The sequence below is a fragment of the Streptomyces sp. Edi4 genome (genome assembly GCF_040253615.1).
In the GTDB taxonomy this organism is placed as follows: Bacteria; Actinomycetota; Actinomycetes; order Streptomycetales; family Streptomycetaceae; genus Streptomyces.
Genome location: NZ_JBEJGY010000004.1, coordinates 4,251,039 through 4,264,137, shown reverse-complemented (window position 1 = coordinate 4,264,137; position 13,099 = coordinate 4,251,039). Strand labels below are relative to the sequence as shown.

The window sequence follows — 13,099 nt, the reverse complement described above, 5'->3', positions numbered from 1 at the left end:
CCCCCGACGATGCTATGCGCACCCGCCCGGCTGGTCCGGTACGGCGGCGACCCGTTCGGCGCGGTGCAGCAGGGCCGCCGCGAGCAGCCCGCCCGCGAGCACCGCCACCGCGCCGACCAGCTGACTGGTCTCGAGCCCAGAGGCGAACGCGTCGGCGATCCGCCCCCGTTCGGCCTCGCCGTGGGCGGCGGCGAGCGCGGCCGGCAGCGAGGCTGCGGCCACCGGCGCCAGCGCCGCGAACCGCGACCCGAGCACGGCCCCGAGCACCGCCACACCGAGCCCGTTGCCGAACTCGCCCAGCGTCCCGTTCACCCCCGCGCCGACCCCCGCCCTCTCCGGCGGGATCGCGCTCATGATGGCGTTGGCCATGGCCGGCATGGACAGCGCGATGCCCGCGCCCATCACGACGAGACCGAGCAGCGTGCCCCCGTAGTTGTGCCCGCCGAGCAGCGCGATCGAGGCGAGCCCCGCCGCGTTGGCGCTCATGCCGATGGCGATGGCGCGCGGGGTGCCGACCGCGGTGACCAGCTTCGCGCCGACCCCCGTCATGTTCAGCGCGACGACGCTGAGCGCGAGCGGCGCGGTGCGCAGCCCCGCCTCCAACGGGCCGTAGCCGAGCACGAATTGGAGGTGCTGGGTGAGCAGGAAGAGCGAGCCGCCCATGCCGAAGGCGACCAGGATCGACCCGGCCACCGCGCCGATGAACCTCTGGTTGCGGAAGAAGTGCATGTCCAGCATCGGATGCTCGATGGACAGCTCCCAGCGGACGAAGGCGGCAAGGAACACCGCGCCCACCGCCGCCGGGACCAGAACCTGCCCCGACAGCCAGCCGTGGCCCGGGCCGGAGATGATCGCGTAGACGATGCCGGTCATGCCGATGGTGGAGAGCAGCGCCCCGAGCAGGTCGGGCCGGTCACCCTGCGGATTCTTGGACTCCGGTACGAGCGCGAGCACGGCGACCAGGCCGAGGGCCGCGACGGGGATGTTGACCAGGAAGATCGCGCCCCACCAGAAGTGGTCCAGCATGACGCCGCCGATGAGCGGGCCGGCCGCGAAGCCGAGCGAGTTGACCGTCGCCCAGATACCGATGGCCTTGACCCGTGAGGCGTCGTCGAAGATCTGCACCACGACGGCGAGGGTGGTGGTCATGAGCAGCGCCCCGCCGATGCCCATGCCCGCGCGGGCGGCGATGAGCTGCCCCGCGTTCTGCGCGAGGCCGGCCGCGAGCGAGCCGAGGCCGAAGAGCGCGAGCCCCACCGCGAGCATCTTCTTGCGTCCGTAGCGGTCGGACGCGCTGCCCGCCGTGAGCAGCAGCCCCGACTGGACCAGCGAGTATGCGTTGATCATCCACTGGATGTCGGCGGTGGACGCGCCCAGCGAGGTGGTGAGCGAGGGGATGGCGACGTTCAGGACCGTGTTGTCGAGCAGCACGGCGAGCTGCGCCACGCAGATGACGCCGAGGATCAGCCAGCGCTGCGGATGCGGGCCGGCCCCCGGGGGATGTGCGCTGGCCCCCGGTGGCTGCGGGCTGGCCCCCGGCGGATGCGGGCTGGCCCCCGGCGGATGCCCGGGTGAGTGCCCGGCAGGCCCGCCGCTCACCGCCTCGGCTGCTGATTCCGTGCCCCGCACGCTCGGCGACGTGTCCGCGTCGTCACGGGTGTCTCCGGTGCTCCGGGTGTTTTCGGCGTTCCGGGACGTCTCTGCCGTCATGGTGCCCCCCTTGGTCCTTATACGCTGTACGAGGCGGTCGCTGTGCAGCGTATAGCAGCCCTTCTACGCCGTAAAGGGAATTGCGGCGGCGAGGAGTCCTCGCAGGTGGGGGCGGGCGCGGGGCAGGGACGGCGGGCGGGTGGAGGCCGGGGACGGCGGGCGGGTGGAGGCCGGGGACGGCGGGCAGGACGCGGGTCGGGGACGGCGGGCAGGACGCGGGCCGGGGACGGCGGGCAGGACGCGGGTCGGGACAGTCGGCAGGTGCGGGTCGGGGACGGCTGGGCGCACGGACGCCCGCTTCTCCGCACCCCCGCGCCCCCCCGTGTCCGGCGCCCACCCGCACCCCGTCCCTCAGCCCGTCCGGCGTCGCCTCAGCGGCGTACCGGCGAGGTCAGGTCATAGAACGTGGCGGTGCCCGCCGTCACCTTCCGGAACGACGACTCCACCCAGCTGCTGATCGCACTGCCCGACGCCCGGCCGCCGCCGCCGCCCATCATCCCGCCGCCGCTCGCGACGAAGTAGTGAATTTTCCCCTGGGCCACGTACGCCTGGAACTGCGCCAGGGTCGGTGACGGGTCGCTCCCGTTGAACCCGCCGATCGCCATCACCGGCTTCTGGGTGGCGAGTTGGTAGCTCGCGGCGTTCTGCGAGCCGATGGCGGCCGCGGCCCATGTGTACCGGTCCGCGTTCTTCTTCACGAGCGCCTTGGCCTGGGCGCTCACCTTGGCTCCGTCGAGCAGCCCGCCCATGCCGCCGCCACCGGCGCCGCGCGCGCCCGGGCCCTGCCCCGGACCCGCCCCCTGCCCCTGACCCGGCGCGCCCCGGCCCGGACCGCCGCCGAACCGCCCGAAGCCGCCACCCTGGCCGCCCCCGCCAGGACCACCTCCCGGCCCGCCGCCCCTGCTCGCTCCGGCGGGACCCGCAGTGACGATCGACCCCGTGTGCCCGGTGCCGAGGGTGCTCACCGTGTACGCGGCGGGCCCGGCGAGGGACGCCAGGAGGCCCGCCGCCGCGACCCCGAGCGCCACCCGGCGCGGCAGCCTGCGCGCGAGCGCCAGACCCAGCGCGGCCGCGAGCCCGCACCCCAGCACCGCCCAGCGCAGCCAGGGCAGGTAATCCGGGGTCCGGTCCAGGAGCACGTACGCCCAGACCGCCGTGCCCGCGACCGTCACCGCGAGCCCCAGCGCCGCCCAGATCCGCGAGCGCTCCTCCCACAGGACCGTCACGCCCATGCCGGTCAGCGCCGCGATGTAGGGCCCGAGGGCCACCGTGTAGTACTGGTGGAAGATCCCGGCCATGAAGCTGAAGACCACGGCGGTGGTCAGGAGCGCACCGCCCCAGGCGAGGAACGCGGCCCGCGCGGTGTCGGTGCGCCCGGCCCCGCCGCGCGCCTTCCACGTGACGACGAGACCGGCGACGAGCAGCAGCAGGGCGGCGGGGAGCAGCCAGGAGATCTGGCCGCCGATCTCCGAGTTGAACATGCGGCCGATGCCCGTCGCGCCCCAGCCACCGCCCCCACCGCCTCCGCCGCCACCGGGGCGCAGACCCGTCGGCAGTTCCATGCCGCCGGGCCGCGCGCCGCCACCCCCGACGCTGCCCGTCTCGTCGCCGCTGAGCCGGCCGAGCCCGTTGTAGCCGAAGGTGAGCTCGAGGAACGAGTTGTGCTGCGAGCCGCCCACGTAGGGACGCGACGACGCGGGCCACAGCTCCACGACCGCCACCCACCAGCCACCCGTGACAATCAATACCCCTGCGGCGAGAGCGAGTTGACCCAGGCGACGGCGCAGGGACGTGGGCGCGCACACCGCGTACAGCAAGCCGAGGGGCGGCAGGATCAGGAACGCCTGGAGCGTCTTGGTCAGGAACGCGAGTCCGATCGCGGCCCCGGCCCACACCAGCCACCTGGTCCGCGCGTCCTCCAGGGCACGCAGCACGCAGTAGACGGTGACCGTCATCAGGAGCGCCAGCAGCGCGTCGGGGTTGTTGAAGCGGAACATCAGCGCGGCGACCGGCGTCAGGGCGAGCACCGCGCCCGCGATCAGCCCCGCCGCCGGAGTGAACCGGCGCCGCACGGCCGCGTACAGGACGCCGACGGTCGCCACGCCCATCAGGACCTGCGGCAGCAGAATCTGCCAGGATCCGAGACCGAAAAGACGGACCGAAAGGGCCATCGGCCACAGCGCGGCAGGCGGCTTGTCCACCGTGATCGCGTTCGCGGCGTCGAGCGAGCCGAAGAAGAACGCCTTCCAGCTCTGACTGCCCGCCTGGACCGCTGCCGAGTAGAAGGAGTTGGCGTACCCGGAGGCGCTGAGGTTCACCAGATAGCCGGCGCAGGTGACGAGAAGCAGCGCGTACAGCGCGGGCCGCGCCCAGGCGGGGTCGTCCGGGCGGCCGCGCCACAGCCGGCCCGGCACGGACCGGGGCGACCCGGTGTCGGCGCCGCCCGCGCGCGGGGTGGCCCGGGGGGTGGTCGTGGTCATCGTGCGTCGCCCTTCGGTTCGGGGTGGAGCGGGGTCGTGGCGGCGGGGGGCGGCGTCCGGTCGGGGAAGACCCAGGCACGCAGCAGCAGGAAGCGCAGGACGGTGGCGGCGAGGTTCGCGGCGACCAGGACGGCCACCTCGGTGGAGTGCGCGACGCCCGCGTGCGCGACGTCGAGCGCCGCGAGCGAGCCGCTGGTCAGGGCGAGTGCGATGGCGAACACCGCGAGGCCCTGCGCCTGGTGGCGTACCGCGCGGTCGCGGCCCCGCACTCCGAAGGTGAGCCGCCGGTTGGCCGCCGTGTTGACCGCCGTGGAGACCAACAAGGCGGCGGCGTTGGCGAGTTGAGGCCCGGCCGCCGTGCGCGCGGCGACGTACAGGAGGAGGTGGAGGAGCGTGGAGAGAGCGCCCACCACGCAGAACCCGACGAGCTGGCGGGCGAGACCGCCCGGCACTCCGGCGAGGCGCCGGTCCCGGGGGTCGTCGCCGAACGGCCGCGCGAGGCGGTCGAGCGGCAGCGCGCCCACCGCGAGCGCCCGCCCCACGCGCCACACCCCCTTCAGGTCCTCCACCGCCGTCCTGACGATGTGGACGGTGCTGGCCGGGTCGTCGACCCAGTCCACCGGCACCTCGTGGATCCGCAGCCCGGCGCGCTCGGCGAGCACCAGCATCTCGGTGTCGAAGAACCATCCGGTGTCCTCGACCAGCGGCAGCAGCCCGCGCGCCACGTCCCCGCGTATCGCCTTGAACCCGCACTGGGCGTCGGAGAACCGCGCCGCGAGCGACCCGCGCAGGATCAGGTTGTACGTACGCGAGATGAACTCCCGTCTGGCGCCGCGCACCACCCGCGACGAACGGACGAGCCGGGAGCCGATGGCGAGGTCGGAGTGGCCCGAGATGAGCGGCGCGACCAGCGGTAGCAGGGCGTTGAGGTCGGTGGACAGATCCACGTCCATGTACGCGAGCACGGGCGCGTCCGACCCCGACCAGACCGTACGCAGCGCGCGCCCGCGCCCCTTCTCCTCAAGGCGCACGGAGCGCACTTCGGGGATCTCGTCGTCGAGCCGGCGGGCGATGCGGGGCGTCGCGTCGGTACTCGCGTTGTCGGCGACCGTGATCTGGAAGCGGTAGGGGAAGGTCCGCGCGAGGTGGCCGTGGAGGCGCCGTACACAGCGTTCCAGGTCCCGTTCCTCGTTGTGGACGGGGACGGTGACGTCGAGTACGGGCGTGCCGTCCGCCGGCTGGACGGGCAGATGCCGGCGGGCCGGGAGGGCCGCCGGACGCACCGGGCCCACCGCATGCGGCGCGGCCGTGGCGCTCGTGGCAGAACGTTCGGTTCGCATGCGCCGACCCTCGCGGGGGCCGCTGTCACACCTGTGTGGTCAGCCTGTGCCGGGCCTGTGAGACGTCATTCGGGGACGACGAGACGACCCGGGGCGGGGGCGGGTGTGGGGGCGGGGGCCGGTGTGGGGGCGGGGCTCGGCGTGGCGGTGGGCGTCGGCGTGGCGGCGTGGCCCGGCATGGCGGCGGACGTCGGCGTGGCGGTGTGGCCCGGCATGGCGGCGGACGTCGGCGTGGCGGTGGGCGTCGGCAGGAGGACGTCGAACACCGTCCGCCCGGGGGCGCTGCGCACGCTCACCCGGCCGCCGTGCGCGGCCACGACGGCCTGGACGATGGCGAGGCCGAGACCGGTGGACCCGGCGTTGCGGGAACGGGAGGCGTCACCGCGGGCGAACCGCTCGAAGACATGGGGAAGCAGCTCGGCGGGGATCCCGGGGCCGGTGTCCTCGACGGCCACGAGGACCCAGGGCCCGCGCGGCTCGATCCGGGCGGTCACCGTCGTCCCCGGCGGGGTGTGCGTACGGGCGTTGGCGAGCAGGTTGACCAGGACCTGCTGAAGCCGCCCGTGGTCGCCGCGTACGGTGACGGGCTCGGCGGGCAGGTCGAGCTGCCAGATGTGGCCCTGCCCGGCGGCCCGCGCGTCACCGACCACGTCCACGACGAGCGAAGAGAGAGCAGTGCTCTCATACGAGAGCGGGCGTCCGGCGTCGAGACGGGCGAGCAGCAGCAGATCCTCGACCAGGCCCGTCATACGGGCCGCCTCCGACTCGATGCGGCCGAGCGAGTGCCGGGTGTCGGGCCCGATGTCCTCACGTCCGCGCCGCGTCAGCTCGGCGTAACCCCGGATGGAGGCGAGCGGAGTCCTGAGCTCGTGGCTGGCGTCGGCGACGAACCGCCGCACCCGCGTCTCGCTCTCCTGCCGCGCGCTGAGCGCCTTGTGCACGTGGTCGAGCATCCGGTTGAGCGCGGCGCCCACCTGGCCGACCTCGGTCCGCGCGTCCGCCTCGGCGCCCGGCACCCGTTCGTACAGGGTCACCTCGCCGCTGTGCAGGGGGAGTTCGGAGACCCGGGTCGCGGTCGCGGCGACCCGGCGCAGCGGCCGCAGGGCCACCCCGACGATCGCGGCCCCGGCGATCCCGGCCGCCACGAGCCCGGCGGCGGTCACACAGATCACCACGATGAGCAGGGTGCGCACGGTGGAGTCGACGGCGTCGGTGGGGAAGCCCAGCACGAAGCCGCCGTCCGGATCCCACATCGCCCGGTAGTCGCCGAGCCCGGGCACCGAGACGGAGTGCACCGCGTGGTCCTTGGGCACGGCCGCGAGCGCGCGGGTCTGAACAGCGGACAGCGCGGCGCTGCGGGCCTCGCCCTGACGCTCCGGACGGACGGCCTGAGCGCCGGTCATCCGCCCGTCGCCCCCGGGCCCGGCCGCCACGGCGTGCAGAGGCTGCCCCGGCCGCGACACGACGAAGTCGATACGGCCGGCGGGGGCGACGCCTGCGGCGGTGCCGTTCCCGGCGGCGGTGCCGTTCCCGGCGGCGGCGGTGGCGCGGCCCGGGGCGGCGCCGGTGGCGTGACCGGGGGTGGCGCCGTTCGCGGCGCCGGTGGCGTGACCGGCGGTGGTGCCGTTCGCAGCGCCGGTGGTGCTGACGCCGCCCACGTGGCTGGGGTCCGTGCCGGTGAGGGGGCCGGGGTCCGGGGAGTCGTGGCCGCCCATCCGTCCGGGCATGAGCGCGCCGGCCAGCTGGTCGTCCAGCTGACGCTGGAGATTGGCACCCATCGCGAGGACCGTCACGGTGCCGATGACGGCGCCCACGACCGCGAGCAGCGCCACCGCGGACACGACGAGCCGGGTGCGCAGCGACCAGGGCCGCCGGAACCCGACCACCGCGCCCCTACTCCCCGGGCTTGATCAGATACCCCGCGCCGCGCCGGGTGTGGATCATCGGCGAGCGCCCGGCGTCGATCTTCCGCCGCAGGTAGGAGATGTAGAGCTCGACCACGTTGGCCTGCCCGCCGAAGTCGTAGGACCAGACGCGGTCCAGGATCTGCGCCTTGCTGAGCACCCGGCGCGGATTGCGCATGAGGAAGCGGAGCAGTTCGAACTCGGTCGCGGTGAGGTGGATGTTGACCCCGCCCCGGGTCACGTCGTGGCTGTCCTCGTCCAGGGTGAGGTCGCCGACGGTCAGCACCGACTCGCTTCGCAGGGCCGCCGTGCCCGAGCGGCGGATGAGGCCGCGCAGCCGGGCCACGACCTCCTCCAGGCTGAACGGCTTGGTGACGTAGTCGTCGCCGCCCGCCGTGAGTCCGGCGATCCGGTCCTCGACGGAGTCCTTGGCCGTCAGGAACAGCACGGGCACGTCGGGGAGTTCGCGGCGCAGCCGGCCGAGGACGGCGAGACCGTCCATGTCGGGCAGCATGATGTCGAGGACGACGGCGTCCGGCCGGAACTCGCGGGCGTCGCGCACCGCACCGGTCCCGTCGCCCGCGCTGCGCACTTCCCAGCCTTCGTAGCGCAGCGCCATGGAAAGCAGCTCGCTGAGCGGCGCCTCGTCGTCCACGACGAGCACACGGACGGGGCTCCCGTCCGGCCTGAGCATTTCGGTCCGCCCCTGGGGCGAGGAGGTAACGGTCATGGCCTCACCCTGTGAGGGGGCCGTGAGAACAGCCTTTCCCGTTCCTGTGATTTCCCTGAGAAATTTCACGCCGGGGCCGGATGGACAGGGTCTGAGTCGGCGGGTACAGGGGCGGCGGGATCAGGAGCGGCGGGATCAGCGTCGGCCGGTTCAGGAGCGGCAGGATCAGCGTCGGCCGGTTCAGGGGCGGCGGGATCAGGGTCGGCCGGTTCAGGAGCGGCAGGATCAGGGGCGGCGGGATCAGGGTCGGCCGGTTCAGGAGCGGCGGGCTCGCGGTCCGCGGGCTCACGCCGTCGGCCCCGTCGCGTGGCGCGGGGCGGACGCGCCCGAGGCCCGCGCGCTGCCGCCCGTCGCATGGTGTGGGGCGGACGCGCCCGAGGCCCGCGCGCTGCCGGTCACTCCTGCCCGGAGCCGGGACCTCGCTCGAACGCGTAAGCCCGCTCGACCTTGGCGACATGGACGCTGTAGCTCTCGTACCACTCCTTCCGGCCCTGGCGCTGGGCCTGCTGGTGGTCGGCGCGCCCACGCCAGTGCGCGATGGCCTCCACGTCCCGGAAGTAGCTGACCGTGATCCCGAGGCCACCCGCGTTGCGCGCGCTCTCGTGCCCGAGGTACCCCGGAATCTCCCGCACCAGCTCGTCCATCGCGTCGGCGGTCTCGCCGTACCCCCGGTCGCCCTCGGTGCGCAGGGAGGTGAACACGACGGCGTAGTAAGGCGGTTCGATCCCCGAGATCGGCCCCCGTATGTGATCGCTCATGCCTCCACCTTCGGGCGCGAACGGTGGTGCTGTCCAGAACATTTGGGGGACGACCCCGAACCGCACGGATGCCGCCCGAACTCCGGCATCAGAACAGCTGGTCCTGAACCCCGCCCTCCCGCGGCACCTCCCGTACCGGAACGGTGATCCGGCACCCCAGAGGAGCACCGTGCCCGCCGGCCTGGCCACCCCCGCCCGGGCCGGCACCAGCACCACTCCCCCTCCCCCTCGTCCCCACCTCCATGAGGCCCGCCCCCGCCGCCGTAAGGTCCCACCCCCTCATGAGCCGGGTGTCGAGCACCACAACGTGGCCGTCGGCCGCCGCCAGATGCAGATCGGGACCGGCCGCGGCGACGAGCCGGCCGCCCACCACACCGCCGTCGACCAGTTCCACGACGACCCCGGTGGCCGGGGCGAGCCCGGTGAGCCCGAACGCGCCCGCGTGGTCCACGACTTCACCGTCCACCCGCTCCAGCGACTCGGGCCACCCGGCCAGGGCGACGGCCCGCGCCCGCAACTCCGCCACCTCGGCCGTCCGCTCGGCCACCCCGGGAAGCCGGGCCCGCACGGCCCGCTTCTCGGCGTACGCGATCCGGTCCGGCACCCCGAGGGCCGCCCGCAGCAACTCCTCGCAGCGCCGGGCCGCCATCAGGGGCCCGCGCCCGAGCCAGCAGAACGCCACGGCCCCTTGTTCGAGCAGCCGGACCGAACCCCGCTCCTCCGCCGTGATGCCGACCTTGAGCAGCCCGCTCCCGAACCAGGCGAGGTAGACCCGGTAGGTGCGGGGATCGTCCACGAACGTATCCGCCGCGACGGAGTGCGTCCGGTCGAGACGGGCGCACTCGGAACACCGCGCCTGCGTGCTGCGCCCCGGCACCGGCGCCCCCACCGGACAGGGATTCCCCCGCGCCCCCACACAGCTGCGCGCCCCCGCCACCTGGAACGCCAGGACCCGCCCGTAGTCCAACGCACTGCTACGTCCCCCCTCCCACCGAAGCCGCGCCCTTCCCTCGCCGCCCTCACCCACGCCCCAACGAACCCCCTCGCACCGCCACAACCGAGCCACATCTCGAAGCTACCCCCTGCCACTGACAACGGCCCGGGGCCGGTCCCGGCCGTCCCGCGCAGCCGCCGTCATCCGGTCTTGCGCGCCGCGTCGAAGAACCGGATGATCCCGGGCACGGCCAGCCGGACCGACCCGTTGTGATCGACGTCGCCGACGTCGGTCAGCGTCGCGCCGACGCCGTGGGCCGCCAACTGGGCGGCGCAGTACGAGGAGTTGCTGTTGGCGACATCCTGGTCGCCCCGGGCGTAGTAGATGCTCACCGGTACGTCCGGCTTCCAGTCGCAGGTGTGGTCGAGCGGCCGCAGACGCTCCTTCAGGACGCCGCTCGGCTGGCGGACCTTGTTCAGGAAGTCCTCGGTGAACAGCTGCTCGGAGGTGCTGGGCAGCGCTTCGGCGATCTGCTTCTGCGTGGAGTTCCCGTCGAACAGGCCTTCCACCTTCTTGTCGTACGGGTCCTTGAAGGCCTCGCCGGGCGAGTCGTAGAGGCCGTACATCTTGTTCCAGGCGGTGGCGAAGTAGGCGAGGTAGAGGCCGGCGTGGTCGATCTCGTCATTGGCGGCGGCGGCCTCGAAGGCGGACAGATCGAAGGGGCCGCTGACCGGGGCGAGGGCGCCGAGCCGGAAGTAACGGTCGGCCTTCTCCTGGTCGAGCGCGCGTCCCACCATCATGGTCGCGGGCCCGCCCTGCGAGAAACCGCTGACCTGGACCTTCCGCTCCAGTTCCCGGCCTTTGAGGTGGGCGAGCGCACGGGTCGCCCGCAGCGCGTCGACGGACGCCGACACGGTGGCCGACGGGTCGCCGTAGGGGTGGAAGCCGGGGCCGGAGCCGAGGCCCACGTAGTCGGGGGCCGAGACCGCGCGCCCGGTCGAGGCGAAGAGCAGCGCGACGAGCCGGTCAGTGGCTTTCGGGTTCTGCGAGGCGACGTCCTTGCGGTACACGGTGGTGCCGTGCAGCCAGGAGACGGTGGGCAACCGGTGCGCGTCGTTCTTGGGCAGCACGACGAGCTGGCTCGCGGTGGTGGGGGCGCCCGCGCTGTCGGTGGTGCGGTACTCGACCCGGTAGGCCGTCACCCCGAAACGGACCTGCGCCGCGTCGATCTGCCCCCGGAGCTGCCCCGCGACCTCCTCGGGCGTCAGCTGCGCCACCTGCTCCACGGAGACGATGCCACCGCCCTGGCCCCGCCCCTGCGAGGACGACTGCCCGACTGCGGCGGCCGGAGCGGCGGCCGCGCCCACGAGAGCGGCGGCAAGGGCGAGACGAAACACTGTCTGGTATGAACTCATGCCCAAATCCTGGTAGTTGGGCCCCGCCCACACCATGGTGCTGCCCCCCCCGCCCTTACCAGGGGCCACCCCCCCTCAGGGCCCCCTAGGAGCCAGGGAGCCCTAGGAGCCAGGGACCCCTAGGAGCCGGGGCGCCCGTCACCTGCGCGTGCCGAGCTGGATTCGAACCCGCAACCGTCGCTTCGATCGCAGCCACGACCAACGGCGCGCGCGTCACCCTTGACCGCGATCGATCGCACGCCTCGCCGTCATCCAGCTCCAAGACGGCACCGTCCGAAACGGTTGCTGTACACGCCAACGCAAGAGGCCCCGGACTCGACGTCCGGGGCCTCTCACCTGTGTGCACTCGGCAGGATTCGAACCTGCAACCTTCTGATCCGTAGTCAGATGCTCTATCCGTTAAGCTACGAGTGCTTGTGCTTCCGGGGTTTTTTCTGCCCCGTCGGCGTTGCGAGAACAACATTACATGACCTGCGCCGTGACGCGAAATCCGTTAGCTCCACCGGCTCTGACCTGCGGAAATGTCTCTGCGTGAGCGAACCGGGGGCGGCGGGGTGGTCAGGGGGGATGGGCCGGACGGGGGTCAAGGACGGCGCATCCGGGCCCTGAAGAGGTGAAGCTCCGCCCTGGAGAGGTGAAGCTGCCGGCCCGAGCACGCGCACGACGTCCGACCTCCAGCAACCGGGTCCGACATTCGGCATCCAGCAACCGGGGCCGGCATCCCGCATCCCGCATCCCGCATCGGGAACGCGCTCAGCATCAGGTCCGGGACGCGTGCCGCGTCCAGGGCTGGGGCCCGCCGAGCAGCCCGGACCTGGAACGCGCGCGGGCATCCGGATCGAGAGCGGGCGCGGGGCCCTGGGCCGGCCGCCCCGGGCCGGTTCGCAACGCGGGCGCCCCGGCCGAGAAGCCGCGCGGCGCCCCCGCCGGTCCCGGAACGGGCGAAGCCCCGGCCATGAGGCCGGGGCTTCGGGTGGTGCTGGCGGAGGCGGAGGGATTTGAACCCTCGATGGGCTTTAAGACCCAAACCGCATTAGCAGTGCGGCGCCATAGACCGGACTAGGCGACGCCTCCAGCACACCGTCGCTCGCGCGAGTGGTGCGTGCAGATGATGACACAGCCTTGCGGGCCGTCACCAATCGCCCCCCACGGTACTAGGCAGGTGGGCGCGAGAGCAAAGCCGTTCCTGCGGCGCAACGCCGGGCGTTGACGCGCGTTAGACCTCCCAGGACCCCAAAGGACCGGAACTCCCCCCATACGTCCCCCCGGTGCACCCCGGGCACGTCGCGAAGACGTCGCGAACACGCTGCCGGACCCCCACCGCCCGCCCCCGCCGCCCACGACCCCCACTCCCCTCCGAACCCAGGAGACACGAGACCCATGCTGCGCCGCTTCGCCGTCACCGCTGCCGCCTCCCTCACCGCGTTCGCCGCCGCGCCCTCGGCCCTGGCCGGGCCGCTGCCCGTTCCGCTGTCGCTGCTCGGTGGCGGGCAGACCGAGGACCGCCTCACCATCACCGTCGAGCACCAGCCCGGCGTCGAGGGCACGTACACGCTCGAATGCCACCCGGCGGGCGGCACCCACCCGCGGGCGCAGGATGCCTGCGACAAGCTGGACTCGGTCACGACCTGGGGCAAGGACACCTTCGCGCCGGTGCCCCCGGGCCGGATGTGCACGTTCATCTACGGCGGCCCCGCCACCGCCCACATCACCGGCAGCTGGGCCGGGCGCCCTGTGGACGCGACGTACAACCGTGCCAATGGATGCGAGATCTCGCGGTGGGACAACCTGGTCCCGGTGCTGCCCGAAGCCAGGTAGGGCACCCCGT

The 13,099-nt window shown here is 73.4% G+C and carries 9 protein-coding genes and 2 tRNA genes; 1 reads left to right on the top strand and 10 read right to left on the bottom strand.

Translation table 11 applies throughout. The features are described 5' to 3' along the window. Window positions 1-12: 12 nt before the first annotated feature. The 10 genes from ABR738_RS21340 to ABR738_RS21295 all read right to left on the bottom strand — a co-directional run bounded on the left by ABR738_RS21340 (window position 13) and on the right by ABR738_RS21295 (window position 12,345). Entirely contained in the window at window positions 13-1,710 is a 1,698-nt protein-coding gene (locus ABR738_RS21340) for an MFS transporter (protein ID WP_350231590.1), read from the bottom strand. Window positions 1,711-2,081: 371 nt separating this feature from the next. After that, on the bottom strand, window positions 2,082-4,190 hold the full coding sequence (locus ABR738_RS21335) for an ArnT family glycosyltransferase (RefSeq protein ID WP_350231589.1): 2,109 nt from the start codon (window positions 4,188-4,190) through the stop codon (window positions 2,082-2,084). Further along, window positions 4,187-5,530, bottom strand: coding sequence for a bifunctional glycosyltransferase family 2/GtrA family protein (locus ABR738_RS21330; RefSeq protein ID WP_350231588.1), 1,344 nt, complete (start codon window positions 5,528-5,530; stop codon window positions 4,187-4,189). The genes ABR738_RS21335 and ABR738_RS21330 overlap by 4 nt, the downstream gene beginning before the upstream one ends. Window positions 5,531-5,595: 65 nt before the next feature. Next, on the bottom strand, window positions 5,596-7,308 hold the full coding sequence (locus tag ABR738_RS21325) for a HAMP domain-containing sensor histidine kinase (protein WP_502964232.1): 1,713 nt from the start codon (window positions 7,306-7,308) through the stop codon (window positions 5,596-5,598). 115 nt (window positions 7,309-7,423) lie between these two features. Next, entirely contained in the window at window positions 7,424-8,164 is a 741-nt protein-coding gene (locus ABR738_RS21320) for a response regulator transcription factor (RefSeq protein ID WP_350231586.1), read from the bottom strand. Between the two features lie 395 nt (window positions 8,165-8,559). Beyond that, window positions 8,560-8,922, bottom strand: a complete 363-nt coding sequence (locus tag ABR738_RS21315) for an antibiotic biosynthesis monooxygenase family protein (RefSeq protein ID WP_350231585.1) — start codon at window positions 8,920-8,922, stop codon at window positions 8,560-8,562. An 88-nt stretch (window positions 8,923-9,010) separates the two neighbouring features. After that, window positions 9,011-9,988 (bottom strand): DUF2797 domain-containing protein, encoded by a 978-nt coding sequence (locus ABR738_RS21310; protein ID WP_350231584.1) that lies wholly within the window; start codon window positions 9,986-9,988, stop codon window positions 9,011-9,013. A gap of 68 nt (window positions 9,989-10,056) precedes the next feature. After that, window positions 10,057-11,271, bottom strand: a complete 1,215-nt coding sequence (locus tag ABR738_RS21305) for an alpha/beta hydrolase family protein (RefSeq protein ID WP_350231583.1) — start codon at window positions 11,269-11,271, stop codon at window positions 10,057-10,059. A 341-nt stretch (window positions 11,272-11,612) separates the two neighbouring features. Beyond that, a tRNA-Arg gene (locus ABR738_RS21300) sits at window positions 11,613-11,685 on the bottom strand. 566 nt (window positions 11,686-12,251) lie between these two features. Beyond that, window positions 12,252-12,345 (bottom strand) — tRNA-Ser (locus ABR738_RS21295). A gap of 306 nt (window positions 12,346-12,651) precedes the next feature. On the opposite strand from ABR738_RS21295, the gene ABR738_RS21290 reads away from it, so the two are divergent. Then, the gene (locus tag ABR738_RS21290) at window positions 12,652-13,089 is read left to right on the top strand and encodes an SSI family serine proteinase inhibitor (RefSeq protein WP_350231582.1); all 438 of its coding nucleotides are present in this window, start codon (window positions 12,652-12,654) and stop codon (window positions 13,087-13,089) included. Window positions 13,090-13,099 lie beyond the last annotated feature (10 nt).

Coding starts and splice junctions, on each gene's coding strand:
- ABR738_RS21340 (WP_350231590.1), bottom strand. CDS start 1,710: ATGACGGCAGAGACGTCCCGGAACGCCGAAAACACCCGGAGCACCGGA.
- ABR738_RS21335 (WP_350231589.1), bottom strand. CDS start 4,190: ATGACCACGACCACCCCCCGGGCCACCCCGCGCGCGGGCGGCGCCGAC.
- ABR738_RS21330 (WP_350231588.1), bottom strand. CDS start 5,530: ATGCGAACCGAACGTTCTGCCACGAGCGCCACGGCCGCGCCGCATGCG.
- ABR738_RS21325 (WP_502964232.1), bottom strand. CDS start 7,308: ATGGGTGCCAATCTCCAGCGTCAGCTGGACGACCAGCTGGCCGGCGCG.
- ABR738_RS21320 (WP_350231586.1), bottom strand. CDS start 8,164: ATGACCGTTACCTCCTCGCCCCAGGGGCGGACCGAAATGCTCAGGCCG.
- ABR738_RS21315 (WP_350231585.1), bottom strand. CDS start 8,922: ATGAGCGATCACATACGGGGGCCGATCTCGGGGATCGAACCGCCTTAC.
- ABR738_RS21305 (WP_350231583.1), bottom strand. CDS start 11,271: ATGAGTTCATACCAGACAGTGTTTCGTCTCGCCCTTGCCGCCGCTCTC.
- ABR738_RS21290 (WP_350231582.1), top strand. CDS start 12,652: ATGCTGCGCCGCTTCGCCGTCACCGCTGCCGCCTCCCTCACCGCGTTC.